Raw genomic sequence first — 25599 nt, 5'->3', positions numbered from 1 at the left:
GTACCTTTCGCGTGGCCGTTCCCTTCGCCGGCCCGGTCCGGTCCGCTCGCCGCCTCGGGTCAGCTTCGCGGTGGCGCGTACAGCGCCTCGATGTCGTCCGCGTACGCCTCGACCGCCGCGTGCCGCTTCACCTTCAGGGACGGGGTCAGCAGCCCGTTCTCCTCGGTGAACTCGCCCTCTACCAGCCGGAAGGCGCGGATCGACTCGGCCCGGGAGACGGCCGCGTTGGCGTGGTCGACGGCCTTCTGGACGTCGGCGCGCATCCTGTCGTCGCGCACCAGCTCGGACAGCGGGGTGTCGGCGGGCAGCTTCCGCACCGCCAGCCAGTGGGCGACCGCGTCCGGGTCGAGGGTGATCAGCGCGGCGACGAAGGGGCGGTTGTCGCCGACGACCAGGCACTGGGCCACGGGTGGGCGGCTGCGCAGGCGGTCCTCCAGGACGGCCGGGGAGACGTTCTTGCCGCCCGAGGTGACCAGGAGGTCCTTCTTGCGGCCGGTGATGGTGAGGTAGCCGTCGGCGTCGAGGGAGCCGAGGTCGCCGGTGGCGAACCAGCCGTCGGTGAGGGCCGCCTCGGTGGCCTCCGGGTTGCCCCGGTAGGCGCCGAAGACGATGCCGCCCTTGACGAGCACCTCGCCGTCGTCCGCGATGCGCACGGCGGTGCCGGGGACGGGTGGGCCGACGGTGCCGGGGCGGGGGCCGAGCGGCGGGACGATGGTGGCGGCGGCGGTGGTCTCGGTCAGGCCGTAGCCCTCGTAGACCATGATTCCGGCGGCGTAGAAGAACAGGTTGAGGTCGCTCTCCAGCGGGGAGCCGCCGCTGATGGCGTAGCGCATCCGGCCGCCCAGCTCCTTGCGGACCCGGCGGTAGACCAGCAGGTCGTACAGGGCCCAGCCGGCCCACAGGCCCGGGGTGGGGCCCTTGCCGCGGCCCAGGAAGCGTTCCAGGTGCGCGGCGCCGAAGCGGACGGCGAGGCGGTGGGCGCGTTCGAAGGAAGCGCCCCGGCCGATCTTCTCGGCGGTCGCCCGGCCGGTGTCGTGGATCTTCTCGAAGAGGTACGGGACGCCCACCAGGAAGGTCGGGCGGAACGACTTGAGCGCGGGGCGCAGTTCGTCCGGCCTGATGCTCGGGAAGTGGCCGATCTCGATGCGGGCCAGCAGGCAGGAGATCTGGATGGTGCGGCCCAGGATGTGGGCGAGCGGGAGGAAGAGGAGGGTCGAGGCGGCCTGGCCGGTGACCTCCTTGAAGATCGGGTGCAGCAGCTCGACCGTGTTGGCGGCCTCGGCGTGCAGGTTGGCGTGGGTGAGGACGCAGCCCTTGGGGCGTCCGGTGGTGCCGGAGGTGTAGCAGACGGTGGCGACCGTGTCCGGGGTGAGGGCGGTGCGGCGCTTGGTGACCTCCTCGTCGCTCACGCCCAGGCCGAGGGCGGTGAGGTCGGCGAGCGCGCCGGCGTCGAGTTCCCAGACGCGCGGGCGCTCGGGGTGGTCGGCGGTGCCGGTCAGGACGGTGGCGGTGTCGGCGGCGGTCTCGGTGACGGCGTGCCGGGCGCCGGAGTCGCGGACGATCCACTCGACCTGGTCGGCCGAGGAGGTGGCGTACACGGGGACGGTCTGGCCGCCGGCGGCCCAGATCGCGAAGTCCAGGACCGTCCACTCGTAGCGGGTGCGGGACATGACGGCTACCCGGCCGCCGGGTTCCAGACCGGCGGCGATCAGGCCCTTGGCCACGGCGGTGACCTCGCGGGCGAACTCCGCCGCGGTGACGGGCAGCCAGGCCCCGTCCACCTCGCGGCGCAGAACCACCGCGCCGGGGACCTCGGCCGCGTTGGTGAACGGGATGTCGGCGGTGCTGCCCTCGGTGGGACGGGGCGCGAGGGGGGCGGTGCGGGCCTCGCGGACGGTGCCGTGGGCGTCCCTGACGGCCTCGGTCCTCGTGCGGGACGCCAGGTCACCGCGCCCTCTCGCCCGTTTCAGGTCCCTGCGTACGCCCATGACGGCTCCCGGTCGCGGTCGGACTGCTGCTGCGTTGTCGCGTGAACTCACCCAGAAACATGGAACTTACTTCGGAGTAAACTTACTCGTGCGTAAGGAAACGTCAATGGGTGGGCACCGACCGCCCGCGAAGGCCCCGGGTCAGGTCAGCCGGTCCGCCTCCTCGATCGCCTCGGCCAGCTCGCGCACGTCCTCGTCCTCCGTGCGGTCCGCCAGGCCGTCGGCCCGCTCGGACAGTTCGGACAGTCCCGGCGCGCCCGGCAGGGAGCTGCGGTCGCCGTCCGAGGAGCGGAGCGCGTCGGCGAAGTAGGCGGCGGTCGCCGTGACCCGCAGCCCGCGTCCGGCCTCCCAGACCGAGCCGTCGAGGGCGTCGGTCTCCACGTCTCCGGACTCCTCGTGCGGGTCCCGGCTGTCGGGGTCGAGCCAGCGGACGATGGCCGTGGCGAGGTGGCCGTCGGCGCCGGGCCTGATGCGGACGGCGTACAGAGCGGTGACCGTGTGGCCGGGGCCGACCTCGCCGCCGTCGACGCGGTCGTCGCGGAAGTCCTCGTCGGCGACCCGCCGGTTGTCGTAGCCGACGAGGCGGAACTCGGCGACGGTCTCCGGGTCGAAGGCGACCTGGGCCTTGGCGTCGCGCGCGGTCAGCTCGATGTGGCGCGGGAGCTGCTCGCAGAACACCTCGCGGGCGTCCTCGGTGGTCGAGACGTACGCGGTGTGGCCGTCACCCTTGTCGGCGAGGCGTTCCATCAGGGCGTCGCCGTAGTCGCTGCCGACGCCGACGCCGAAGAGGGTGATGCCGTGCTCGCGCCGCTCGGTGGCGACGCGTTCGAGGATGGTGTCCGCGTCGGTGTCGCCGGTGTTGGCGAGGGCGTCGGAGACGAGGACGACGCGGTTGGTGACGCCCTCCCGGCGGCCCTCGACGGCGGTCTCGTAGCCGGTTTCGACGCCCGCGCCGAGGTTGGTGGCATCGGTCGGTTCCAGGCTGTCGATCGCGTCGTGGACGCGGCCGCGGTGGTCGCCGAGCCGGGTCATGGGCAGGACGGTCTCGGCCTCGTCGCTGAAGGTGACGATCGCGACGGAGTCGTCGTCGCGCAGCCGGTCGGTCATGGTGCCCAGCGCCTCCCGGGCGAGGTCGAGGCGGCCGGGTTCGCCCATGGAGCCGGAGATGTCGATGACGAACGTCAGGGCGGCCGGCGGGCGTTCGCTCTGCCGCTCGGCGGGGCGGGTGGCCAGGCCGACGCGGACCAGCGACCAGTCCTCGTCGTCGGTGCGGGCGCCGTCCACGGTCACCGAGAAGCCGTCGCCGTCCGGCCGGTCGTAGTCCTGGCGGAAGCTGTTGACGAACTCCTCGGGGCGGACCGTGGCCGGGTCGGGCAGCCGGCCCTCGGCCAGGGTGCGGCGGGCGTAACCGTAGGAGGCGGTGTCGACGTCGAGGGCGAAGGTGGAGAGGTAGTCGGGGTCGGGCGCGATCTCGCGGGAGTCGCCGTTCTTCTCCCCCTCGCCGGTCTCCGCCGCCCCTCCGGTGCTCGTGCCCCCGTCGTAGCGCTGCTGGCCCTCGCCGCGCGGGCGGTCGGGGGCGGGCAGCGGGGCCGAGCCGCCCCGGGAGTCGGCCGCGGTGTCCTTCGCCCCGCTCGACGCGTCGTCCCCTCCCCCGCAGCCGGTGAGCAGCAGACCGCCCGCCAGGGTGAGCGCGAGCAGCGCGGTCGTGCCGCGCCGCCCACGCTTGCCGTGGGTCCCGTACCGGTTCATCGTCCGTCCCCCTGTGCTTCGTCGGCGCCGGTGTACGTGACTGTGACGGCGCGGCGGGGCGGAACGTGCGGCACGGGGTGTCACGGCTGGGTCTCGAAGCGGGCACGGGGGCGGGCCGACGAGACCGGCGGGTGATCCTCCGGAGACCTAGGACACCACGTCCTTGCGGGCGAAACCCCGGAAGGCCAGGGCGAACAGCACCAGCGCGTACGTTACCGAGACCGCCGTGCCCTGGATCATGCCGGACCACTCCGGGTTCGGCTGGACGGCGTCCGCCCAGGCGAACTGCCAGTGCGCGGGCAGGAAGTCGCGCCAGTGGCCCAGCGCCGTCACCGCGTCCAGGACGTTGCCGACGATGGTGAGGCCGACGGCGCCGCCGACCGCGCCGAGCGGTGCGTCGGTGCGGGTCGACAGCCAGAACGCGAGCGCGGCGGTGACCAGTTGGGACACGAAGATGTACGCCACGACCACCACCAGGCGCTGGGCGGCCGTGCCCGGGGCGAGCGAGCCGCCCGTGGGGATGGCCAGCGGCCCCCAGCCGTAGGCGACCGTGCCCACGGCCAGCGCGACCAGGGGCAGCAGCACCATCGCGGCCATGCTCAGCCCGAGCCCGACGGCCAGCTTGGACGCGAGCAGCCGGGCGCGGGGCACCGGAGCGGCGAGCAGGTAGCGCAGGGAGGACCAGCTCGCCTCGGAGGCCACGGTGTCCCCGCAGAACAGGGCGACCGGGACGACCAGCAGGAAGCCCGCCGAGACGAAGAGGTTGACCGCGGCGAAGTTGGCACCGGAGGCGGTGGCGGTGTCCATGAGGGTGACGCGGTCGCCGGGGCCGTCCGGCTCGCCGCCGATCGCGAAGGCGACGACGAGGACGAACGGCAGGACGGCGAGGATCGCGCCCATGACCAGGGTGCGGCGCCGCTTGAGCTGGCGCACCAGCTCCACCCGCAGGGGCAGGGTGCGGCCCGCCCGGTAGCCGTACGCGGTCTCGGACTCGGGCGCGGACACGGTGTCGCGTGCGGAGGCGGGCTCGGTGCGGGTGCTCATGCGGAACCTCCGATCAAGGTGAGGAAGGCGTCCTCCAGGCGGCGGTGCGGGCCCACCGACGCCACGGGGATCTCCAGCCGGACCAGTTCGGCGACCAGGCCGGGCGCGGTGCCTCCGGTGTCGAGCCGGACCAGGAGCCCGTCGTCGGTGTGCACGACCGAGGCCACGCCCGGCAGGGCGGCGACCTTGTCCACGAGCGGTTCGTCCACGGGCAGGCCGGTGCCGACGAGGAGGGTGTCGCCGGAGCCGATGATCTCGGCGACCGGGCCCGCCTGGACCAGTCTGCCCCGGTCCATGACCACGAGGTGGGTGCAGGACTGCTCGACCTCGGCCAGCAGATGGCTGGAGACGATCACGGTGCGGCCGGCCGCCGCGTAACGGATCATCACCTCGCGCATCTCGCGGATCTGGGGCGGGTCCAGGCCGTTGGTCGGCTCGTCGAGGATGAGGAGATCGGGCAGGCCGAGCATCGCCTGGGCGATGGCGAGCCGCTGGCGCATGCCCTGGGAGTAGGTGCGCACCGCGCGGGCGAGCGCGTCGCCGAGGCCGGCGATCTCCAGGGCCTCGTCGAGGTGGGCGTCCTCGGGCGGGCGGCCCGTCGCCCGCCAGTACAGCTCCAGGTTCTCCCGGCCGGACAGGTGCGGCAGGAAGCCCGCGCCCTCGACGAAGGCGCCGACGCGGGAGAGCACGGGGGCGCCGGGCCGGATGGCGTGGCCGAAGACCCTGATCTCGCCGTCGTCCGGCTTGATCAGGCCCATCAGCATGCGCAGGGTGGTCGTCTTGCCGGCGCCGTTGGGTCCGAGCAGGCCGAGTACCTGCCCCTTCTCCACGCGGAAGGACAGCTCCCGCACCGCGTACCGCTCGGCGGACCCGGCGTAGCGCTTGCTCAGGCCGGTGATCTGCAGGGGGACGTCGGCCAGCGCGGGGTCGGGCGCGGGTGCCTGGGTGCGGCGGCGGCCGGTCCACAGCAGGGCCAGGGCGACGGCGGCGCCGGCCAGGGGCAGCCACCACACCCAGGCGGGCAGCGGTGCGGCGGCGGTCGTCACGCCGGGGGCGGTCGGCACCAACAGGTCGCCCTTGAGGGAGACGGTGTACGTCGCCTGGGCGGCCGGTGAGGCGTACCCGAGGTCGGTGGAGGCGAGGACCAGGCGGAGGCGGTGCCCCTTCTCCACCTCGTGGTCGATGGCCGGGAGGGTGACCGTCACGTCCTTGCCGGCCTCGGCGTCCTCGACGCGGACGGGGGTGACCAGCTGGGAGGGGAGCACGGGCGCGGTGGAGCCGGGGCCGACGTCGTACACCTTGGCGAACAGGACGGCGTCCTCGGCGGTGGAGCGGACGTGGACGGTGGCCGTCGGGGAGCCGGTGATGCGCAGGTCGTCGGTCACGGGGGCCGACTCGAACGCGGCGTACTGGCCGGGGAAGTCCAGGGAGATCCCGACGCCGAGCGAGGAGAGCCGGGAGAGCCCTCCGGCGCCGCCGATGCCGGGGAGGGCGGAGACGGCGGGCGGGTTGGCTCCGGCGGGATTGTCGACGCTCTGCTCGCGGCCGCGCAGGGGCACGGACCGCTGTCCGTTCGCCAGGCCCGGGTAGTGGTCGGCGCTCGCGCCGCGCAACTGGGCCTGGCCGTCGGTGGAGTCGACGCCTCCGGTGCGGGTGACGCGGAAGGCCGGGCCGGTGTCGGCGCCCTTGTCGTCCTTCAGGTAGCGGTCGAACCAGGCGTCCATGCGCGCCTGGACGCGGTCGTTCTCCATGTCGCCGCCGTCGTGGCCGCCCGCGATCCAGTCGACGTCCACGGGGGCGCCGTTCGCCCCGATCGCCTTCGCCGCGGCGTCGGCCTGGCCGAGCGGGAACAGGGAGTCGGTCTGGCCCTGCATGAGCAGGGTGGGCACCTCGATGCGGTCGCCCACGGCCTGCGGACTGCGGTCCCCCAGGAGCTTCACGGCCTCCGCGTCGGGCGTGCCGGACTCGGCGACCCGTTGGTACATGCGGCACAGATCGGCCTCGAACCGGTCGCAGCCTCCGCCGGAGTTGACGAAGAGGCCGGCCCACAGCTTCTTGAAGACGCCGTTCGGGAACAGCGCGTCCGCGAGGTTCCAGTACGTGATCGCCGGGGCGATGGCGTCCACCCGGGTGTCGTGGCCGGCCGCGAGCAGCGCGATCGCGCCGCCGTAGGAGCCGCCCGCGATGCCCACGCGGGGGTCGCCGTCCTTGTCGAGCTCGACCTGGGGCTGCCGGGCGAGCCAGTCGATCAGGCGGGAGACGTCGGCGACCTCGCCGTCCGGCGCGTTCAGCCCGATCTTCCCCGTGGACTTCCCGAAGCCGCGCGCCGACCAGGTGAGGACCGCGTACCCGTCCCGGGCGAGGTCCTCGGCATGCTCCCGTACGTCGTCCTTGCTGCCGCCGAAGCCGTGCGCGAGCAGGACGGCCGGGCGGCGGCCGCCGGAGCCCGCCGTGAAGTACGAGGTGTCCACGCGGACGCCGTCGCCCACCGCCATGACCCGGTCGGCGCGCCGCACCGGGGCCGGGTCGTCACCGGCGACGGCCGTCCACGTCCCGGCGCCTGCGAGCACGACGACGGCGGCCGCGGCGGAGAGCATCCGCCGCGGCCCCCGTAGCAGCCCTCGGACGCGGGGCAGTCGAAGATCCATGCGTCAACGGTACGGGCCGCCGCCGACAACGGGGGCCGCCCCGGGGTTGAACCGGCGGCCCTCCCACGGAAGTACGCGGCCGGTCGCGCGTACCACAGGCGCGGTAGTCCGGCCCAGCCCGGCGGGCCGCCGGGCTGGGCCGGGTGACACAACGGAAGTCTGAGCCGTGCGGGAATCGTAGGACCGGGGCAATGGCGCGCCGTCGTCCGGTATCCGGACGCTGTCGGTGAGGCCTGGCAGAGGCTTTCACACAGTTGAGTCACAAGGACACGGCAGCGGGTGAGGATTCATGAAGGTCAACTACTCGGCCTAAAGGGAACTCTTTGGGCCGGGGGCGTCCGGACCGGCTCAGTGGTTGCGCGGGAAGCCCAGGTCCACGCCCGCCGGGGCGTCGGCCGGGTCCGGCCAGCGGGTGGTGACGACCTTGCCGCGGGTGTAGAAGTGCGTGCCGTCGTTGCCGTAGATGTGGTGGTCGCCGAAGAGCGAGTCCTTCCAGCCGCCGAAGGAGTGGTAGCCGACGGGGACCGGGATCGGGACGTTCACGCCGACCATGCCGGCCTCGATCTCCAGCTGGAAGCGGCGGGCCGCGCCGCCGTCCCGGGTGAAGATCGCGGTGCCGTTGCCGAACGGAGAGGCGTTGATGAGGGCCACGCCCTCCTCGTACGTCTCGGCGCGCAGCACGCACAGGACAGGGCCGAAGATCTCGTCCTGGTACGCCTTCGCGGTGGTCGGCACCCGGTCGAGCAGGGAGATGCCGATCCAGTGGCCGTCCTCGTGGCCGTCGACCGTGTAGCCGGTGCCGTCCAGGACGACCTCGCAGCCCTCGGCCGCCGCGCCCTCGACGTAGGAGGCGACCTTGTCGCGGTGCGCCTTGGTGATCAGCGGGCCCATCTCGGAGGACGGGTCGGTGCCGGGGCCGATCTTGATCTTCTCGGCGCGCTCGCGGATCTTCTCGACCAGTTCGTCGCCGACGGCGCCGACCGCGACGACCGCGGAGATCGCCATGCAGCGCTCGCCGGCCGAGCCGTAGGCCGCGCTCACCGCCGCGTCGGCCGCCGCGTCGAGGTCGGCGTCCGGCAGGACCAGCATGTGGTTCTTGGCGCCGCCGAGCGCCTGCACGCGCTTGCCGTTGGCGGATGCGGTGGTGTGGATGTAGCGGGCGATCGGGGTCGAGCCGACGAAGGAGACCGCCTTGACGTCCGGGTGCTCGAGCAGGCGGTCCACGGCCACCTTGTCGCCGTGCACGACGTTGAAGACGCCGTCCGGCAGACCGGCCTCGGAGAGCAGTTCGGCGACCTTCACGGCGGCCGACGGGTCCTTCTCGCTCGGCTTGAGCACGAAGGTGTTGCCGCAGGCGATGGCGATCGGGAACATCCACAGCGGCACCATCGCCGGGAAGTTGAACGGCGTGATGCCCGCGACCACACCGAGCGGCTGCCGGATCGAGGACACGTCGACGCGGGTGGCGACCTGCGTCGACAGCTCGCCCTTGAGCTGCACGTTGATGCCGCAGGCCAGGTCGACGATCTCCAGGCCGCGCGCGACCTCGCCGAGCGCGTCGGAGTGCACCTTGCCGTGCTCGGCGGTGATCAGCTCGGCGATGTCGTCGCGGTGCGCGTCCAGCAGCGCCCGGAAGCGGAAGAGGATCGAGGTCCGCTGGGCCAGGGAGGACTGGCCCCAGGTCAGGTACGCCTCCTTGGCAGCGGCGACCGCTGCGTCCACCTCGTCGACGGAGGCGAAGGCGACCTTGGTGGTGACCTCGCCGGTCGCCGGGTTCGTCACCGGCCCGTACGTGCCCGAGGCGCCTTCGGCGGTCTTGCCGCCGATCCAGTGGTTGACGATGTTCGTCATGACCGAGAACTCCTTCACAGATGGCGGCGACGGGTCGAGACGTGCCGTTGGTGCAGCTCGCGCTGCTGATGCTGCTCACGGGCCGGGACCGCCGACGGTCGGGTCGCGGTCTCGCCCATGACTCCATCCCAGCAGCCGGGCGCGGCGGGCGCGCCCGACACTGTGTCTGCGGTTTGGGCGTCCGCGTAGACACGTGGGGCAGTGTGGGCGGCCCGTGCGAGGGCGGGACGCCCGGCCCGCGGGCATCCGTGACGCGGGGACCTCCGGCGCGGAGCCGGTGCGAGCGGGGAGTTGGCGCTCGTGCCTCGCTCCTGCCAGGGCGAGGCCGCCTTCCCGCGCCGGAGGCGTTCGGTGGGGGAACCGGCGCCCGGGCCGTGTGCCATCAGGTCGTGCGCCATCGCGTTCCCTTCTTGCCCGCCCTTGCGTCTCCCCGGTTTCTAGCCCCGCGCGTGCGGCCTGTCAATGTTTTGTCCGGACATTCGGACGACCTGGTCCAGGTGGCGGTCCGGGGGCCACCCGCGGGCGTACGACGGGCGCATGTCGGACGCATGACGGACGGACGACGGACGCATGACGGACGGACGACGGACATACGGCGGGCGTACGGCGGAACCCCTCCGGCCGCCGCAGTCAACGCGCCGCGCCCGGACGACGGCGTACGCCTGTGTGGCACTCGTGTCACAAAAGCACCCTCCGGGTCACACTTGTCACACGCACGCGGGTCTTCCGTCACACGCCGGAACGGCCCCTGACCGCCCCTCACTCGGCGTCGTTCACCCGGAACAGGCTTGGTGATCGCCGGCGCAGCGCCCGGCTCCCCCCGGCGGCCGTCCCCGGTCGCCGCCGCGGCGCGCGCAGGGAGGTGCAACGAGTGACCGACCGAAGGCTCTGGTCCTACAAGGACATCGCGGCCCACATCCACGTCCAGCCGGACACCGTGCGGTCGTACCGCAAGCACGGGCTGCTGCCGCCGCCCGACCACGTGGAGAGAGGAAAGCCCTACTGGTACGCGGACACGGTCCGGGCCTGGGTGGCGTCCCGCCCCAGCAACCGGAAGCGGTAGCCCGGCGGGCGCGTCCCTGACGGGGCCGGAAAACCGTTCGGTGCCCCACGGCCGCGTGGGGCACAGTTCGGCCCATGGACTTCTCCGTCAAACCCGTGCTGACCGGCGACAGGACCGTTCTGCGGCCGTTCACCGAGGCGGACGCCGGGCGCATGTGGGACATCGTCAACGACCCCGAGGTGCGGCGCTTCACCGGCTCGCCGGGGCACGAGCTCACGCCCGAGGTGCTGCGCACCTGGTACGGCTCGCGCGGTGCGCAGCCCGACCGCCTGGACCTCGCCGTCACCGACCCCGCCGACGGGGAACTGCTCGGTGAGGTCGTGCTTTACGACTGGGCGCCCGAGGACCGCAGCTGTACCTTCCGCACCCTGATCGGTGCGCGGGGACGCGGCCGGGGCATCGGTACCGAGGCGACGCGGCTGATCGTCGGCCACGGCTTCGAGGAACTCGGCCTGCACCGCATCCAGCTGGACGCCTACGCCTGCAACCACCGGGCGCTGCGGGTCTACGAGAAGGTCGGGTTCGTGCGCGAGGGCGTGCGGCGCGAGGTGGAGCGGCGGGACGGAGTGTGGGTGGACGAGGTGCTGATGGCCGTCCTCGACCACGAGTGGGCCGTCCACCGCGGGCGTCCCGACGCCCCGCACGAACCCGACGATTCCCGGCGTCAGCGCCCCGGGGCAGCCGTCACGGCTCGATGACCGTCACCCCGGCGCCGGGCGCCGTCCCCATCGCCGCGAGAGCCGCCGGGACCGCCTCCAGCCCGATGGTGGACGTCACCAGCAGGTCGGGCCGGAGCACTCCGCCGCGGACCAGCTCGAGCATCGGCGGGTAGGTGTGCGCGGCCATTCCGTGGCTGCCCAGGAGTTCCAGCTCCAGGGCGACGGCGCGGGCCATCGGCACCGGTGTGGTGCCGTCCGCCGAGGGCAGCAGCCCGACCTGTACGTGCCGGCCGCGGCGGCGCAGGCCGGCCACGGACGCGGCGCAGGTGGCGGGCGAGCCGAGGGCGTCGAGCGAGAGGTGGGCGCCGCCGCCGGTGAGGTCGCGGACGGCCGCCGCGGTGTCCGGCGTCCGGGAGGCGTCCACGCACTCCACCGCGCCGAAGGCGCGCGCCAGCTCCAGCGCGCGGGCCGACACGTCCACGGCGACCACGCGCGCGCCCGACGCCGCGGCGATCATCACCGCGGACAGGCCGACGCCCCCGCAGCCGTGCACCGCGACCCACTCCCCGGCCGCGAGGCGCCCCTGCTGCACCACGGCGCGGAACGCGGTGGCGAACCGGCAGCCGAGCGAGGCGGCCGTGGCGTACGACATGCCCTCGGGCACGGCGACGAGATTGACGTCGGCGTGGTCGAGCGCCACGTACTCGGCGAAGGAGCCCCAGTGGGTGAAGCCCGGCTGGGTCTGGCGCTCGCACACCTGCTGGTCCCCCGCCGCGCACGCCGCGCAGCTCCCGCAGGCGCAGACGAAGGGCACGGTCACCCGGTCGCCGGGCCGCCACCCGGCCACTCGGCCGCCGACCGCCTCGACGACGCCGGCGAGTTCGTGACCGGGCACGTGCGGCAGCCCGATGTCCGGATCGTGGCCCTGCCATCCGTGCCAGTCGCTGCGGCACAGCCCGGTGGCCTCGACGCGCACCACGACACCGTGCGGGGCGGGCCCCGGGTCGGCGACCTCCCGCACCTCGGCCGGTTCCCCGAAGCGCTCGAACACGACCGCGCGCATCCGTCACCCTCACTTCCGTACTGTCGTGGCGGAGTGTCCGCACTGCCGTGGCGGAGCGCACCGTCGTGACGGAGTTTCCGCTTCTCGTCCCACATCTCACGGCAGGCCCATCCGCCGCCATACCCCCTAGGGGTACAGTGGGAGTGAGTGGTCCGGCCCGGACCCCGGGTACACGCCCGTGCGCACCCCCCGACGAGGAGTAACGACATGACCGCCCAGACCGACACGACCCAGGGCTCCGTCACCACCGTCTACAAGGTGAGCGGAATGAGCTGCGGCCACTGCGAGGGCGCCGTCTCCGGTGAGATCTCCGAGATCGCGGGCGTCGGCTCCGTGCAGGCCGTCGCCTCCACCGGCGAGGTCACCGTCGTCTCCGAGGCCCCCCTCGACGACGCGGCCGTACGCGCCGCCGTGGACGAGGCGGGCTTCGAGCTCGTCGGCCGGGCCTGAGCCCGGAGCACCCACCCCCGTCCTGGAGTCCGGACCATGACCAGCACCACCGCGGACACCCGCACCGCCCCGACGGCCGCCGAGCCCGGTCCCGGCGTCGCCGAGGTCGAGCTGCTCATCGGCGGGATGACCTGCGCCTCCTGCGCGGCCCGCGTCGAGAAGAAGCTCAACCGCATGGACGGTGTCACCGCCACGGTGAACTACGCGACGGAGAAGGCCCGGGTCAGCTACCCGGCGACCACCGAGGTAGCCGACCTGATCGCCACGGTCGTGAAGACCGGGTACACCGCCGAGGAGCCTGCGCCGCCGCCCGAGCCTTCGGACGACGCCGACCCCGGGGAGAACGGTGACGACCCGGAGCTGTCGGCCCTGCGCCGGCGTCTGGTCGTCTCGGTCCTCCTCGCCGCCCCCGTCGTGCTGCTCGCGATGGTCCCGGCGCTCCAGTTCGACAACTGGCAGTGGCTCTCGCTCACCCTGGCCGCGCCCGTCGTGGTCTGGGGCGGGCTGCCCTTCCACCGCGCCGCCTGGACGGGCGTGCGGCACGGTGCGGCCACCATGGACACGCTGGTCTCGGTCGGCACGCTGGCGGCGTTCGGCTGGTCCCTGTGGGCGCTGTTCTTCGGGGACGCGGGCATGCCGGGCATGCGGCACGGCTTCGACCTCACCGTCTCCCGCACCGACGGCGCCTCCACGATCTACCTGGAGGCGGCCGCCGGGGTCACCGCCTTCCTCCTCCTCGGCCGCTGGCTCGAGGCCCGCTCCAAGCGCCGCGCCGGCGCCGCGCTGCGGGCGCTGATGGAGCTGGGCGCCAAGGACGTCGCGGTACTGCGGGAGGGGCGCGAGGTGCGGATACCCGTGGCCCGGCTGGCCGTGGGCGACCGGTTCGTCGTCCGGCCCGGCGAGAAGATCGCCACCGACGGCACGGTGACCGAGGGCGCCTCCGCCGTGGACGCCTCCCTGCTGACCGGCGAGTCCGTGCCGGTGGACGTCACCGTCGGCGACGCCGTCACCGGCGCCACGGTGAACGCCGGGGGCCGGCTGGTGGTCGAGGCGACCCGGGTGGGCGCGGACACGCAGCTGGCGCGGATGGCGAAGCTGGTCGAGGACGCGCAGAGCGGCAAGGCCGAGGTGCAGCGGCTCGCCGACCGCATCTCCGGCGTCTTCGTGCCCGTCGTGCTGCTGATCGCGGTCGCCACCTTCGGCGGCTGGCTGGGCGCCACCGGTGACACGGTCGCCGCGTTCACCGCCGCAGTCGCCGTACTGATCATCGCCTGCCCCTGCGCGCTGGGCCTCGCCACGCCCACCGCGCTGCTGGTCGGCACCGGCCGGGGCGCCCAGCTCGGCATCCTCATCAAGGGCCCGGAGGTACTGGAGAACACGCGGCGCGTGGACACGGTCGTCCTGGACAAGACCGGCACCGTCACCACCGGCCGCATGACCCTCCACGAGGTGTACGCCGCCGAGGGCACCGACGAGGAGGAGTTGCTGCGGCTCGCCGGGGCCGTGGAGCACGCCTCCGAGCACCCCGTGGCCCGCGCGATCGCGGCCGGCGCCGAGGAGCGGCTCGGCACGCTGCCGGGCGCCGAGGGGTTCGAGAACGTCCCCGGGCGCGGCGCACGGGCCCGCGTGGCGGGCCACGAGGTGGCCGTGGGGCGCCTGTACGACACCCTCCCGCCCGAGGTGTCCGCCGCCAGGGACGAGGCCGAGCAGCGGGGCCGTACGGCCGTCGTCGTCGGCTGGGACGGCGAGGCGCGCGGGGTCCTCGCCGTGGCGGACGCGGTCAAGGAGACCAGCGCCGAGGCGGTGGCCGGGCTGCGCCGGCTGGGCCTGACCCCCGTGCTGCTGACCGGCGACAACCGCCGGGTGGCCGAGTCGGTCGCCGCGGCCGTCGGCATCGACGAGGTGATCGCCGAGGTGCTGCCCGAGGACAAGGTCGCGGTGGTGGAACGGCTGCGGGCCGAGGGCCGTACGGTCGCCATGGTCGGCGACGGGGTCAACGACGCGGCCGCGCTCGCCACCGCCGACCTGGGGCTGGCGATGGGCACGGGGACGGACGCGGCGATCGAGGCGGGCGACCTGACGCTGGTGCGCGGGGACCTGCGGGTGGCGGCGGACGCGATCCGGCTCTCCCGGCGCACCCTGTCCACGATCAAGGGCAATCTCGTGTGGGCCTTCGGCTACAACGTGGCCGCGCTGCCGCTGGCCGCCGCCGGGCTGCTGAACCCGATGATCGCGGGGGCGGCGATGGCCTTCTCGTCGGTCTTCGTGGTCACCAACAGTCTCCGGCTGCGCGCGTTTCACTAGTCCGCGGTGGTCCACATTTCACCCAGGTCGAGGGGCTGCGCCTCTGGAGTCCGGCACCCACCTCACATAAGCTCTTCACAAGGCTCGCGCATCTTCCTTACGCTTGAGCCCCGTGCGACGTACGGGGTTCTTGCGCACCTAACGGACATATGCAAGAGACGCAGATCACAGTGATGCGAACGTAACCATCGAAGGGGTTCGAAGGTCTAAGTTGGCGATGTCAGGCAGCGTCTTGGGGGGCGCGACCTGGCATCTGGGGACGTCTTGGGGGACTTTCCCAGAGCTGCGTTGCCGGGACACGTACACCGGGAAGCTTTGAGCGGCCCTCCCGGGCGTGCGCTGTCCCGGCAGACCGCACGATGAGCACGACAGCACGACGAGCACGACAGGCACAACCCGTACGACCGGCACGGCGAGTTCCGCTCGCTGTGCCCACCACAGCGAATTCAGGCGCTGTCCTCACAGACGCCCGGCCGGATCCCGTGGGGGGAATCCGCACCGGGGCATGGGAAGGCGCCCTGGATCGTCGGCCCGTGGGGGGACCGGCGCCAGGGCGCCTTCTGCTGTTCCCGCGCCGTTCAGGGGTCCGGCCAGGGAACCGTTCAGGGGTCCGGCCAGGGGTCCGGCCAGGGAACCGTTCAGGGGCCCGGGCAGGACGGAAAAGTCCCGTACCACTCGGGGCGGTACGGGACTCACCAGACGCGCTGCGGGGGTGCCTTGCGGCTCAGCGCTCCTCGACGGGCACGAAGTCGCGCTCGACGACGCCCGTGTAGATCTGGCGCGGGCGGCCGATGCGGGACCCCGGCTCCTTGATCATCTCGTGCCACTGGGCGATCCAGCCCGGCAGCCGGCCGAGGGCGAACAGGACCGTGAACATCTCGGTCGGGAAGCCCATGGCCCGGTAGATCAGGCCGGTGTAGAAGTCGACGTTCGGGTAGAGGCTGCGCGAGACGAAGTAGTCGTCGGAGAGCGCGTGCTCCTCCAGCTTCAGGGCGATGTCCAGCAGCTCGTCGGACTTGCCGAGGGCGGAGAGCACGTCGTGCGCGGCGGCCTTGATGATCTTGGCGCGCGGGTCGAAGTTCTTGTAGACCCGGTGGCCGAAGCCCATCAGACGGACGCCGTCCTCCTTGTTCTTCACCTTGCGGATGAAGGAGTCGACGTCGCCGCCCGCGTCGCGGATGCCCTCGAGCATCTCCAGCACCGACTGGTTGGCGCCGCCGTGCAGCGGGCCCCAGAGGGCGTTGATGCCGGCGGAGATCGAGGCGAACATGTTCGCCTGCGAGGAGCCGACCAGGCGGACCGTGGAGGTCGAACAGTTCTGCTCGTGGTCCGCGTGCAGGATCAGCAGCTTGTCGAGCGCCGCGACGACCGTCGGGTCGGGCACGTACTCCTGCGCCGGCACCGAGAACGTCATGCGCAGGAAGTTCTCGACGTAGCCGAGGTCGTTGCGCGGGTAGACGAACGGGTGGCCGATCGACTTCTTGTACGCGTAGGCCGCGATCGTCGGGAGCTTCGCGAGCAGCCGGATCGTGGAGAGGTTGCGCTGCCGCTCGTCGAACGGGTTGTGGCTGTCCTGGTAGAAGGTGGACAGCGCCGAGACCACCGAGGACAGCATGGCCATCGGGTGGGCGTCGCGCGGGAAGCCCTTGTAGAAGTTCTTGACGTCCTCGTGCAGCAGGGTGTGCTGCGTGATCTCGTCCTTGAACGCGGACAGCTCGTCGACGGTCGGCAGCTCACCGTTGATCAGCAGGTAGGCCACCTCCACGAAGGAGGAGCGCTCGGCCAGCTGCTCGATCGGGTAGCCGCGGTACCGGAGGATGCCGGCTTCGCCGTCCAGATAGGTAATGGCGGATTTGTAGGCGGCGGTGTTGCCGTAACCGCTGTCCAGCGTCACCAGACCGGTCTGGGCGCGGAGCTTCCCGATGTCGAAGCCCTTGTCGCCGACGGTGCTGTCGATCACCGGGTAGGTGTACTCGCCATCGCCGTACCGCAGTACTACAGAGTTGTCGCTCACGTCTTCCCTCACCGACGTAGTGCCTCATCTTCGAGGTGCCCTGACTGTCTCTACCATCCCCCACTTGGCTCAGGAGAGTGCACTCGGGGTCGACCATCGGGCCTATTGGCGGCACTCAGTGCCGCCAACTTGCTCATCCTGCCCCCTCCGAAGCCCATCCGGAAGTGCTGTGTGACCTTTCCGACTCGTTTGATCGATCATTTTTTTCACACGGGCCGGGAGGTTTACGGGAAGGTTTCAGGGCCGGGAGCCCGCCAGCCGGAAGTCGAGCGCCGTGCACCGCCGCCCGGCCGACACCGTCCGCACCGCCTGCCCGATCGCCTTGCGCGAGCCGACGAGGACGACCAGCTTCTTCGCCCGGGTGACCGCCGTGTACAGCAGGTTCCGCTGGAGCATCATCCAGGCGCCGGTCGTCACGGGGATCACCACCGCCGGGTACTCGCTCCCCTGCGAGCGGTGGATGGTCACCGCGTAGGCGTGGGCCAGTTCGTCGAGTTCGTCGAAGTCGTACGGCACCTCCTCGTCCTCGTCCGTCAGCACGGTGAGGCGCTGGTCGACCGGGTCGAGCGAGGTGACGACGCCCACGGTGCCGTTGAAGACGCCGTTCTCGCCCTTCTCGTAATTGTTGCGGATCTGGGTGACCTTGTCGCCGACGCGGAAGACCCGGCCGCCGAACCGCTTCTCGGGCAGGTCCGGGCGCCCCGGGGTGACGGCCTGCTGGAGCAGCCCGTTCAGCGTCCCGGCGCCGGCGGGTCCCCGGTGCATGGGCGCCAGCACCTGCACGTCCCGGCGCGGGTCGAGCCCGAACTTCGCGGGAATGCGCCGCGCGGCGACATCCACCGTGAGCCGCCCCGCCTCCTCGGTGTCGTCCTCGACGAAGAGGAAGAAGTCCTTCATGCCGTCGGTGACGGGGTGCTGCCCGGCGTTGATCCGGTGGGCGTTGGTGACGACACCGGACTGCTGGGCCTGCCGGAAGACGCGGGTGAGCCGGACGGCGGGGACCGGGCTGCCGGGCGCCAGCAGGTCCCGGAGCACCTCCCCCGCCCCCACGCTGGGCAGCTGGTCGACGTCCCCGACGAGCAGCAGGTGGGCGCCCGGGGGGACGGCCTTGGCGAGCTTGTTGGCGAGGAGGAGATCGAGCATGGACGCCTCGTCCACCACCACCAGGTCGGCGTCGAGCGGCCGCTCCCGGTCGTAGGCCGCGTCGCCGCCGGGCTTGAGCTCCAGCAGCCGGTGCACGGTGGACGCCTCGGCGCCGGTCAGCTCGGCGAGCCGCTTGGCGGCCCGGCCGGTGGGCGCGGCAAGCACCACCTTCGCCTTCTTGGCCCGCGCCAGCTCCACGATCGAGCGGACGGTGAAGGACTTGCCGCAGCCGGGCCCGCCGGTGAGGACGGCGACCTTCTCGCTGAGCGCGAGCTTGACGGCCGCCTCCTGCTCGGGCGCGAGGTCGGCGCCCGTGCGCTGCTTCAGCCACCCGAGCGCCTTGTCCCAGGCCACGTCCTGGAAGCCGGGCATCCGGTCCTCGTCCGTGTGGAGGAGGCGGCGCAGCTGTCCGGCGAGGGCCTGCTCGGCACGGTGAAAGGGGACGAGGTAGATGGCGGTGATCGGCTCACCGCCCTCGGGATGGGGGACCTTCTCCCGCACGACACCCGGGTCGCCGTCCGGATCCTCCGGCTCGGCGGCCAGCTCGCCGAGGCACTCGATGACGAGCCCGGTGTCCACCTGGAGCAGCTTCACCGCGTCGGCGATCAGCTTCTCCTCGGGGAGGTAGCAGTGCCCCTGGTCGGTGGCCTGCGACAGGGCGTACTGCAGCCCTGCCTTCACCCGCTCCGGGCTGTCGTGCGGGATCCCGACGGACTGGGCGATCTTGTCGGCGGTGAGGAAGCCGATGCCCCAGACGTCGGCGGCGAGCCGGTAGGGCTGGTTCTTCACGACGGAGATGGAGGCGTCCCCGTACTTCTTGTAGATCCGCACCGCGATCGACGTGGACACCTCGACCGTCTGGAGGAAGAGCATGACCTCCTTGATCGCTTTCTGCTCCTCCCAGGCGTCGGCGATCTTCTTGGTCCGCTTGGGCCCGAGCCCGGGCACCTCGATGAGCCGCTTGGGCTCCTCCTCGATGACCGTGAGGGTCTCGAGCCCGAAGTGCTGCGTGATCCGGTCCGCGAAGATCGGCCCGATCCCCTTGACCAGCCCGGACCCGAGATAGCGCCGGATGCCCTGGACGGTGGCGGGGAGCAGCGTCGTGTAGTTCTCGACGTGGAACTGCTTCCCGTACTGCGGGTGGGACCCCCAGCGGCCCTCCATTCGCAGCGACTCCCCCACCTGCGCGCCGAGCAGCGCGCCGACGACGGTCAGCAGATCGCCGGCGCCTCTGCCGGTGTCGACGCGGGCGACCGTGTAGCCGTTCTCCTCGTTGGCGTACGTGATCCTCTCCAGGACGCCTTCGAGGGTGGCGAGCCGCCGCTCGCCGGGGGCCGCGGGGGGCTGGTCGGTCATGATCCGACGGTACCGGTGGGGTGTGACAGGGCGGTCGGAGAGTCGCCTTCTCAGTACTCTGGGCCCATGGACTACGCCAAGATGCGCGCCATCGCCGCAGAGCTCGGGGCCTACTCGGAGCAGCTCGAGGGGTCGTGGAGCGTCGAGATCGGGCCGTCCGGTCCGATACTGGCGATGATGTCCCCGTCGAAGCGGCACGAGGGGACGGTCCGCCGCATCTGCAAGCAGTTGGACGCGCAACTGCCCGGCACCCACCCCGGCTACATCTGCGCGAACGGCCCCGAGATCGAGCACCCCGCCATCGGCCGCATGCGCCGCCCGGACGCCGTCGTCATCCCCGAAGCCACCCTCGACGAAGAGGGCCTGGCCGTCGACGCGACGCAGGTGCTGGCTACCGTCGAGATCGTCTCACCGTCCAACCCGAGCAACGACTACGACGAGAAGTTGGCCGACTATCCGGCCATGGGCATCCCGCACTACATGATCGTCGACCCGCGCACCGGCACGATCGAGGTGCACTCCGAGCCGTGCAAGGGCCGCTACAGCAGCAAGGAGCCGTACATCTTCGGTGACTCGGTGCCGTTCGGGCCGTGGACGGTGGAGACGTCGGAATTCCGCAGGTACGGCAGGGACGGTTAGCGGCGCGTTTGCGACGTGAGGGCTTCGAGGAAGGAGGCGAATGCCTCCGGCGGGAAGGTGAGGGTGGCTCGGGCCGGGGTCTTGCTGTCGCGGATGGCGACGTGGGTGGCCGAGTTCGCGATCTCCACGCAACTGTTGCCGTCGCCCTCTCCGGAGTAGGAGGACTTCCGCCAGTTGGTGAACGTGGTCATGAGTCTCACAGCTCTTTCGCTAGTTCGTGGATGAATGTGCGTGACCGTGCGGGTTCGAGCGATGCAGCAGTCACCATACGGAAGTTCGTGCGGTACGTACTCAGTTGGGCTTCTGCATCCATGAAGACCACGCCATGAGGCGCATCACGCACCACGGTGTCCAGCCTGGGCAGAGGACCACCCGCGTAGGTCATGGCGCTGGATGCCTTACCGAAGCCGTCCAGATCGAATGGGATCACCCGCAACGTGACGTGGTCCGCTTCGGAGCGTTCGAGGAGCTTTTCAAGCTGGCTGCGGGCGACTTTACGGTCGCCCACTCTGATACGCAGCGCCGCTTCGTGGATCACAACATCGTGCGCAACAGCGAGTTCTTGGCGAGCCATGCGGTGTTGGACGCGTAGATCGATCTCCTCGTCGGTCAGGCTGGGCATGCGCGAGGAGAAGACGGCACGTGCATAATCCGCTGTCTGCAAGCGGCCCGGGACGTAGAGGATCGCGACATCGTGCAGGAAGGTCGCATGGTGCTCCAGTTCCGACAGGTCGAGGAACGGCGTAGGCAGTAGCCCGCGATAGTCCTCCCACCAACCACGTGTCCGGTCGGTCGCCATGAAAGTCAGCGCCGCGATGAGATCCTCGTCCTTGCACGCGTAGTGCGACTTCAGGCGGCGCAACCGCTGTTCACTCACGCCCGTCAGCCCGGATTCGATGTGAGTGATCTGAACCCTGTTCGCACCTAGCAACGCTGCCGCCTCTGTGGCGGTGAGGCCGGCGGCTTCGCGGAGTCGGCGAAGTTCGAGCCCGAGGCGCCTCTGACGTGCGGTCGGCTCACGCCTGAGAACCATGATTCCTCTTTCAACCCATCTGCTAAGAAAGCTCGTTCGGGGGTCAGATTACGCGATCGACTTGCTCTGGATTACTAGTTAGCCCTACCGTCGGTGACGCGACGCACACCGTGCGACACCGGGTCACCGGAAGCGCACCGCCCCGTCCTGCCATGACGGCTGCGGCAATGACACTGGGCCCGCCTCTCACCCCACCGCCCTCTGCGAGGAGTCCCGCATGCCCGAAAACGAACCCTGGGAGTACTCCCTCTACGTCCCCAACGATCTGCGCGCCGTCACCATCAGCCGCCGCACCCTCCGTCTGGTCCTCACGATGCACGGCCTGATCCGCCTCGTGGACGTCGCCGAACTGCTCGCCACGGAGCTGGTCTCCAACGCCGTACGGCACACCAAGGGCCCCGCCGCCCTCTGCATCCGCTGGTCGCCGCCCGGCACGCTGCGGATCGGGGCGTGGGACGCGGACCCCGAACCGCCGGAGCCGCCCGCGAAGTTCGAGAGGGTGACCGAGCTGGAGGAGGGGCGGGGGCTGGCGCTGGTGCGGGCCTGCGCCGACGTATGGGGCTGGCACCCGCTGGCGAGACACGGCAACCGGGGCAAGTACGTGTGGTGTGAGCTGTCGGCGGCCTGAGATCGGCGCTGTCAGTCGTGATCACAGAGTCGGAGCACGAGATCAGTCGAAGGCCGCTGCATCCGGCGAATCCTTGTCTGAGCGATCGATTTCGAGGCCGACGTTCAAGGGCGAGCTAGGGTGACCACTATGCGATGGGGGGGGATCGCCCGGCTTGGATCCGGTGCACGGCCGCGGTGTACGTGGTCGGGTTCCTGGAAGGGACGGGAGCGCATGGGTACTTTCTGGCGACGGACGGGCTGAATGCCTACGACTACGCACCGATACTCGTCCAAGTCCTCTTCCACCTGCTCTTGCTGCTGGATCCGCTGGCCGCACTGGTGATCATCCGTGCCCGCCCCGGTGGACCGATGTTCGCTGCCCTGGTCATGCTCGCGGATGTGGTCGGCAACTGGAGCATTGCCTGGAGCGCGGTCATGGCGCATCCCACCGCGTTCCTCCGCCCGGTGGGGCTCTTGCCGATCACGCTCTTCGGCATCTTCGTCCTGCTCACGACGCTTCCGCTTCGCCGAGCCTTCAAGGGCCGAAGCTCCTGCACCACGTCAACCCGCGGACCGGCCTGCGGGAGACCGACTTTCACGCGCTCGCCGACTGGTACGGCTTCGTCGCGCATGCCTGACGACCCGACGCGCGGGGGTGGTTGAGGACGACGACCGCCCCCGGTTCACGATCAGCCCGTGATCGAGAAGAACAGCGTGTCCTGGGTGTACCAGTCGATGTTCTTCGTGGCGTACTCCCACTCCTTGTGCTCGAACTCGAGCTTCTCGATCACCTCGCGGAGGTCGTAGCGGAAGTCCTCGTTCATCCGGTCCAGCACCGCGCGGTAGGCGTCCGCCATCGGCTTGGTCCTGGCCAGCGGGAGCATGCCGATGTGCGGCCCGTCCACGGGATACGGGAGGGAGAAGGGGATCTCGGCCGGCGGGCCGGAGAAGAGGTGGTCGTGCAGGAGGAGGCCGGGGTCCACGCCCAGGCGGCGCAGCTCCTCGTCGAGCAGCCCGAAGAAGGTGGAGGGCTTGGAGTACACGCCGAGGTCGGACGGGTCGGAGGCGTTGGAGTCGATGACGAGCTGGAGCGCGTGGTGGTAGGCGCTCGCCGCGCCCTCCGCCGTCGCGCTCGCGTGGCCGGCCACCAGGTGCTCCAGCGCGTCGGGTATGGACAGGCCCAGGTCGATGTCCTGCCTGTCCAGGTCGTGCTGGCGCTGCCGCGCCCGCTCGCGCATGCGGCCGAGACGGCGTTGCTGATCAGCCGTCAATTCCCCGGCGCTGCCCAGGAAGGCGAGGACGGCGGCCTTGTCGGCCGTGCTGTACGAGATGATCCGGCTCATGATCGGCATACTGCCAGTCGGCACTGACAGCGGCCCTCACAGCGCCGCGAACAACCCCGCCAGCGGGGCCGGTGTGCGGGCCGGGTCCAGGGCCTCCACCAGCACCCGGCCGTAGCGGATCTTGCGGCCCGCCTTGGTGCCGAGGAAGCGGCGCAGCTGTTGCTGGGCGGCGCGGCCCTGCTGGGCGGGCTGCTGGAGGAAGGTCTGCAGGCGGCGTGACTCGCCCTCCGCCTCGACGAGTTCGGTCACCGTGCCCACGCCCAGCGCGCGGATCAGCTCGTCCTCCAGGTCGGCCGCGCAGACGAAGAGGCTCTGCGGTGACGCGTCGGCGCGCTTCAGGGCCCGGGCGTAGAAGTCCTGCTCCCGTTCGTCGCACAGGCCCACCAGGCGGAGGTCCAAGCCGGAGGGTCCGAGGAGGCCGGCGAAGCGGCCGACGCTCATCGCGCCGCCCATCGGGAGCACGCAGACGCCCTCCGCCGCCAGGTCCCGGCCGTGCCGTGCGGCCATCGCGTCGACGGCCGCCACGTCGCTCGGTCCTTCGAGCAGGACGGCGGTGTGGACGAGCAGCCGGTCGGCCAGGTCGTGGGCCGGACCGCCGGGGCCGCCGGCCGCCCACGCGGTGACCGCCTTCCGCAGTGCCCCCAAGTCCGTCATGGGGAAAGTCTCCCGCCCCTGCCCGTCGTCGCGGTAGTGGGTTTTGACATGCAGCCGGTTGGCTGCCTATCGTTAAAGGCAGCCAATGGGCTGCATGTCAGAGGGGCGGAGATGGACGAGGTCTTCAAGGCGCTGGCCGACGGCAGCCGGCGACGGCTGCTGGACAGCCTGAACGCGCGCAACGGGCAGAGCCTGCGCGAGCTGTGCGCCGGGCTCGACATGACCCGGCAGTCGGTCAGCAAGCACCTGGCGGTGCTGGAGGCGGCCGGCCTGGTCACCACCGTGCGGCGGGGCCGGGAGAAGCTGCACTACCTCAACGCCGAGCCGATCAACGCCATCGCCGAACGCTGGATCAGCCGCTACGACCGAGAGCGGGTGCACGCACTCGCCGACCTCAAGCACGCGCTGGAGGACACCGCCATGGACAGCAACGCGTTCGTGTACACGACCTACATCAGGACCACGCCGGAGAAACTGTGGCAGGGCCTGACCGACCCGGCCTTCACCCGCCGCTACTGGGGGCTGGAGTTCGGGACCGACTGGGCGACCGGGTCGCCCGTGGTGTGGCGGGAGCGGGGGGCCGAGACCGCCCACCCCGAGCAGGTCGTCCTCGAGTCCGACCCGCCCCGGCGGCTGGCGTACACCTGGCACACCTTCACGCCGGAATGGGCGGCGGCCAACGGGATCGACGACGAGACCCTCGCCAGGCTCTCCGCCGAGCCGCGCTCGAAGGTCGCGTTCGAGATCGAGGACCTCGGCGGGTCGGTGAAGCTGACCGTCGTCCACGACGGGTTCCAGCCCGGCAGCACCGCCCGCGAGATGATCCAGCACGGCTGGCCCGCCCTGATGTCCAGCCTCAAGACGCTGCTGGAGACCGGCGAGACGCTCCCGGAACCCGCGTAGGCGCCACCGCAGGACACGCGCTCAGCGGTGCAGGGTGGTCTGGCGGCCCATCCGCGTGAGCTTCTCCGGGTTGCGCACCGCGTAGAGCCCGCTGATGCGGCCGTCGTCGAGGCGCACCGCCACCACGGTGTCGAGTTCGCCGTCGAGCCGGATGACCAGGGCCGGATGCCCGTTGACCTGGGCCGGGTCCATCCTCATCTCCATGTCCAGTTTGACCAGGCCACCCAGCACGAGGCGGGCCACCTTGTCGGCACCGACGATGGGCCGCAGGACGGCCTGCTTGATACCGCCGCCGTCGCCGAGCAGGACGACGTCCGGGGAGAGGACGTCGAGCAGCCCTTGCAGGTCGCCCGTCGCCACGGCCCGCTGGAACGCCGCGAGCGCCTCGCGGGACTGGGTCGCCGAGACTTCCCCGCGCGGGCGGCGTGCCGCCACGTGGGCGCGGGCGCGGTGGGCGATCTGCCGGACGGCGGCCGGGCTCTTCTCGACGGCCTCGGCGATCTCGTCGTAGCCGAGGTCGAAGACCTCGCGCAGGACGAACACCGCCCGCTCGACCGGCGCGAGCGTCTCCAGGACCAGCATCATCGCCATCGACACGCTGTCGGCCAGCTCGACGTCCTCGGCCACGTCGGGTGTGGTGAGCAGCGGCTCGGGCAGCCAGGAACCGACGTAGGACTCCTTGCGGCGGCCGAGCGTGCGCAGCCGGTTCAGCGCCTGGCGGGTGGTGATGCGGACCAGGTAGGCGCGCCGGTCGCGCACCGTGCCGAGGTCGACGCCCGCCCACTTCAGCCAGGTCTCCTGGAGCACGTCCTCGGCGTCGGCCGCCGAGCCGAGCATCTCGTAGGCGACCGTGAAGAGGAGGTTGCGGTGGGCGACGAAGTCCTCGGTGGCCGCGTCCACGGGTCCCCCGCCGCCAGTCGCGTCGCCCTGTTCGCGTCCGTTCTTCTCGCTGGTCACCAGCTTCTCCCGTTCGTTCGGTTCCGGCGGTGTCACGCGCACAGGACACCGGTCGGCGCGATTCCGTGACACCCGGCGACGGTGGCCTGTGTCACATCGGCGGCCTGTCACAGGGTTCGGTGCGCCGGC

21 protein-coding genes and 1 pseudogene are annotated in these 25599 nt (G+C 71.6%); 8 read left to right on the top strand and 14 right to left on the bottom strand.

Annotation, left to right across the window (positions count from 1 at the left end):
• Positions 1–59: 59 nt before the first annotated feature.
• The 6 genes and pseudogenes from ABS735_RS04230 to ABS735_RS04205 form a co-directional block, all read right to left on the bottom strand.
• Positions 60–1988, bottom strand: a complete 1929-nt coding sequence (locus tag ABS735_RS04230) for an AMP-dependent synthetase/ligase (RefSeq protein ID WP_373900040.1) — start codon at positions 1986–1988, stop codon at positions 60–62.
• Positions 1989–2129: 141 nt separating this feature from the next.
• Positions 2130–3737, bottom strand: coding sequence for a vWA domain-containing protein (locus ABS735_RS04225; RefSeq protein WP_373900039.1), 1608 nt, complete (start codon positions 3735–3737; stop codon positions 2130–2132).
• Between the two features lie 147 nt (positions 3738–3884).
• Positions 3885–4781 (bottom strand): ABC transporter permease, encoded by an 897-nt coding sequence (locus tag ABS735_RS04220; protein ID WP_373900038.1) that lies wholly within the window; start codon positions 4779–4781, stop codon positions 3885–3887.
• Positions 4778–7429 (bottom strand): CocE/NonD family hydrolase, encoded by a 2652-nt coding sequence (locus ABS735_RS04215; RefSeq protein ID WP_373900037.1) that lies wholly within the window; start codon positions 7427–7429, stop codon positions 4778–4780. Before ABS735_RS04215 ends, ABS735_RS04220 begins: the two co-directional genes overlap by 4 nt.
• A gap of 348 nt (positions 7430–7777) precedes the next feature.
• On the bottom strand, positions 7778–9280 hold the full coding sequence (gene mmsA / locus ABS735_RS04210) for a CoA-acylating methylmalonate-semialdehyde dehydrogenase (protein ID WP_373900036.1): 1503 nt from the start codon (positions 9278–9280) through the stop codon (positions 7778–7780).
• Positions 9281–9294: 14 nt separating this feature from the next.
• A pseudogene (locus ABS735_RS04205) lies at positions 9295–9504 on the bottom strand (hypothetical protein); the annotation flags it as partial.
• A 647-nt stretch (positions 9505–10151) separates the two neighbouring features.
• Between ABS735_RS04205 and ABS735_RS04200 the strand changes: the two are divergent.
• Together ABS735_RS04200 and ABS735_RS04195 are read left to right on the top strand one after the other, a co-directional pair.
• Positions 10152–10343: a helix-turn-helix transcriptional regulator gene (locus tag ABS735_RS04200; RefSeq protein WP_373900035.1), complete on the top strand. Its 192-nt coding sequence runs from the start codon at positions 10152–10154 to the stop codon at positions 10341–10343.
• A gap of 74 nt (positions 10344–10417) precedes the next feature.
• On the top strand, positions 10418–11041 hold the full coding sequence (locus ABS735_RS04195) for a GNAT family N-acetyltransferase (RefSeq protein WP_373900034.1): 624 nt from the start codon (positions 10418–10420) through the stop codon (positions 11039–11041).
• Here the strand turns inward: ABS735_RS04195 and ABS735_RS04190 are convergent.
• Entirely contained in the window at positions 11028–12065 is a 1038-nt protein-coding gene (locus tag ABS735_RS04190; protein ID WP_373900033.1) for a zinc-dependent alcohol dehydrogenase family protein, read from the bottom strand. The two genes, ABS735_RS04195 and ABS735_RS04190, sit on opposite strands and share 14 nt — an antisense overlap.
• Before the next feature lie 207 nt (positions 12066–12272).
• Here ABS735_RS04190 and ABS735_RS04185 point away from each other — a divergent pair, with 207 nt between their 5' ends.
• Complete coding sequence (locus ABS735_RS04185) at positions 12273–12515, top strand: heavy-metal-associated domain-containing protein (protein WP_373900032.1); 243 nt, start codon at positions 12273–12275, stop codon at positions 12513–12515.
• A 36-nt stretch (positions 12516–12551) separates the two neighbouring features.
• Entirely contained in the window at positions 12552–14819 is a 2268-nt protein-coding gene (locus ABS735_RS04180) for a heavy metal translocating P-type ATPase (RefSeq protein WP_373900031.1), read from the top strand.
• A gap of 724 nt (positions 14820–15543) precedes the next feature.
• Here the strand turns inward: ABS735_RS04180 and ABS735_RS04175 are convergent.
• Entirely contained in the window at positions 15544–16833 is a 1290-nt protein-coding gene (locus ABS735_RS04175; protein ID WP_373900030.1) for a citrate synthase, read from the bottom strand.
• A gap of 237 nt (positions 16834–17070) precedes the next feature.
• Entirely contained in the window at positions 17071–19332 is a 2262-nt protein-coding gene (recD2, locus tag ABS735_RS04170; RefSeq protein WP_373900029.1) for an SF1B family DNA helicase RecD2, read from the bottom strand.
• A gap of 66 nt (positions 19333–19398) precedes the next feature.
• Here recD2 and ABS735_RS04165 point away from each other — a divergent pair, with 66 nt between their 5' ends.
• Positions 19399–19971 carry a Uma2 family endonuclease gene (locus tag ABS735_RS04165; RefSeq protein WP_373900028.1) on the top strand — a complete coding sequence of 191 codons (573 nt, stop codon included), beginning with the start codon at positions 19399–19401 and terminating at the stop codon, positions 19969–19971.
• Here ABS735_RS04165 and ABS735_RS04160 read toward each other — a convergent pair.
• Both ABS735_RS04160 and ABS735_RS04155 read right to left on the bottom strand, forming a co-directional pair.
• The gene (locus tag ABS735_RS04160) at positions 19968–20162 is read right to left on the bottom strand and encodes a DUF397 domain-containing protein (protein ID WP_373900027.1); all 195 of its coding nucleotides are present in this window, start codon (positions 20160–20162) and stop codon (positions 19968–19970) included. The two genes, ABS735_RS04165 and ABS735_RS04160, sit on opposite strands and share 4 nt — an antisense overlap.
• A 5-nt stretch (positions 20163–20167) precedes the next feature.
• Entirely contained in the window at positions 20168–21004 is an 837-nt protein-coding gene (locus ABS735_RS04155; protein ID WP_373900026.1) for a helix-turn-helix domain-containing protein, read from the bottom strand.
• A gap of 217 nt (positions 21005–21221) precedes the next feature.
• Between ABS735_RS04155 and ABS735_RS04150 the strand changes: the two genes are divergently transcribed.
• The gene (locus ABS735_RS04150) at positions 21222–21632 is read left to right on the top strand and encodes an ATP-binding protein (protein ID WP_373900025.1); all 411 of its coding nucleotides are present in this window, start codon (positions 21222–21224) and stop codon (positions 21630–21632) included.
• A 176-nt stretch (positions 21633–21808) separates the two neighbouring features.
• Positions 21809–22276 (top strand): hypothetical protein, encoded by a 468-nt coding sequence (locus ABS735_RS04145; RefSeq protein WP_373900233.1) that lies wholly within the window; start codon positions 21809–21811, stop codon positions 22274–22276.
• 26 nt (positions 22277–22302) lie between these two features.
• Here ABS735_RS04145 and ABS735_RS04140 read toward each other — a convergent pair whose 3' ends face one another.
• Both ABS735_RS04140 and ABS735_RS04135 read right to left on the bottom strand, forming a co-directional pair.
• Positions 22303–22956 carry a DUF7691 family protein gene (locus ABS735_RS04140; RefSeq protein WP_373900024.1) on the bottom strand — a complete coding sequence of 218 codons (654 nt, stop codon included), beginning with the start codon at positions 22954–22956 and terminating at the stop codon, positions 22303–22305.
• A 36-nt stretch (positions 22957–22992) separates the two neighbouring features.
• Positions 22993–23610, bottom strand: coding sequence for a TOPRIM nucleotidyl transferase/hydrolase domain-containing protein (locus ABS735_RS04135; RefSeq protein ID WP_373900023.1), 618 nt, complete (start codon positions 23608–23610; stop codon positions 22993–22995).
• Positions 23611–23721: 111 nt separating this feature from the next.
• On the opposite strand from ABS735_RS04135, the gene ABS735_RS04130 reads away from it, so the two are divergent.
• Positions 23722–24513: an ArsR/SmtB family transcription factor gene (locus tag ABS735_RS04130; RefSeq protein ID WP_373900022.1), complete on the top strand. Its 792-nt coding sequence runs from the start codon at positions 23722–23724 to the stop codon at positions 24511–24513.
• A 21-nt stretch (positions 24514–24534) separates the two neighbouring features.
• Here the strand turns inward: ABS735_RS04130 and ABS735_RS04125 are convergent, their stop codons facing one another.
• Positions 24535–25512: an RNA polymerase sigma-70 factor gene (locus ABS735_RS04125; RefSeq protein ID WP_373900021.1), complete on the bottom strand. Its 978-nt coding sequence runs from the start codon at positions 25510–25512 to the stop codon at positions 24535–24537.
• Positions 25513–25599 lie beyond the last annotated feature (87 nt).

This window comes from Streptomyces sp. MMCC 100 (assembly GCF_041538145.2).
GTDB lineage: Bacteria > Actinomycetota > Actinomycetes > Streptomycetales > Streptomycetaceae > Streptomyces.
The sequence above is the reverse complement of the archived record's forward strand: the minus strand, read 5'-3'. Positions and strand labels throughout refer to the sequence as shown.

Coding starts and splice junctions, on each gene's coding strand:
- ABS735_RS04195 (WP_373900034.1), top strand. CDS start 10,418: ATGGACTTCTCCGTCAAACCCGTGCTGACCGGCGACAGGACCGTTCTG.
- ABS735_RS04220 (WP_373900038.1), bottom strand. CDS start 4,781: ATGAGCACCCGCACCGAGCCCGCCTCCGCACGCGACACCGTGTCCGCG.
- ABS735_RS04165 (WP_373900028.1), top strand. CDS start 19,399: ATGGACTACGCCAAGATGCGCGCCATCGCCGCAGAGCTCGGGGCCTAC.
- recD2 (WP_373900029.1), bottom strand. CDS start 19,332: ATGACCGACCAGCCCCCCGCGGCCCCCGGCGAGCGGCGGCTCGCCACC.
- ABS735_RS04180 (WP_373900031.1), top strand. CDS start 12,552: ATGACCAGCACCACCGCGGACACCCGCACCGCCCCGACGGCCGCCGAG.
- ABS735_RS04140 (WP_373900024.1), bottom strand. CDS start 22,956: ATGAGCCGGATCATCTCGTACAGCACGGCCGACAAGGCCGCCGTCCTC.
- ABS735_RS04160 (WP_373900027.1), bottom strand. CDS start 20,162: ATGACCACGTTCACCAACTGGCGGAAGTCCTCCTACTCCGGAGAGGGC.
- ABS735_RS04225 (WP_373900039.1), bottom strand. CDS start 3,737: ATGAACCGGTACGGGACCCACGGCAAGCGTGGGCGGCGCGGCACGACC.
- ABS735_RS04185 (WP_373900032.1), top strand. CDS start 12,273: ATGACCGCCCAGACCGACACGACCCAGGGCTCCGTCACCACCGTCTAC.
- ABS735_RS04230 (WP_373900040.1), bottom strand. CDS start 1,988: ATGGGCGTACGCAGGGACCTGAAACGGGCGAGAGGGCGCGGTGACCTG.
- ABS735_RS04190 (WP_373900033.1), bottom strand. CDS start 12,065: ATGCGCGCGGTCGTGTTCGAGCGCTTCGGGGAACCGGCCGAGGTGCGG.
- ABS735_RS04150 (WP_373900025.1), top strand. CDS start 21,222: ATGCCCGAAAACGAACCCTGGGAGTACTCCCTCTACGTCCCCAACGAT.
- ABS735_RS04215 (WP_373900037.1), bottom strand. CDS start 7,429: ATGGATCTTCGACTGCCCCGCGTCCGAGGGCTGCTACGGGGGCCGCGG.
- ABS735_RS04155 (WP_373900026.1), bottom strand. CDS start 21,004: ATGGTTCTCAGGCGTGAGCCGACCGCACGTCAGAGGCGCCTCGGGCTC.
- ABS735_RS04135 (WP_373900023.1), bottom strand. CDS start 23,610: ATGACGGACTTGGGGGCACTGCGGAAGGCGGTCACCGCGTGGGCGGCC.
- mmsA (WP_373900036.1), bottom strand. CDS start 9,280: ATGACGAACATCGTCAACCACTGGATCGGCGGCAAGACCGCCGAAGGC.
- ABS735_RS04130 (WP_373900022.1), top strand. CDS start 23,722: ATGGACGAGGTCTTCAAGGCGCTGGCCGACGGCAGCCGGCGACGGCTG.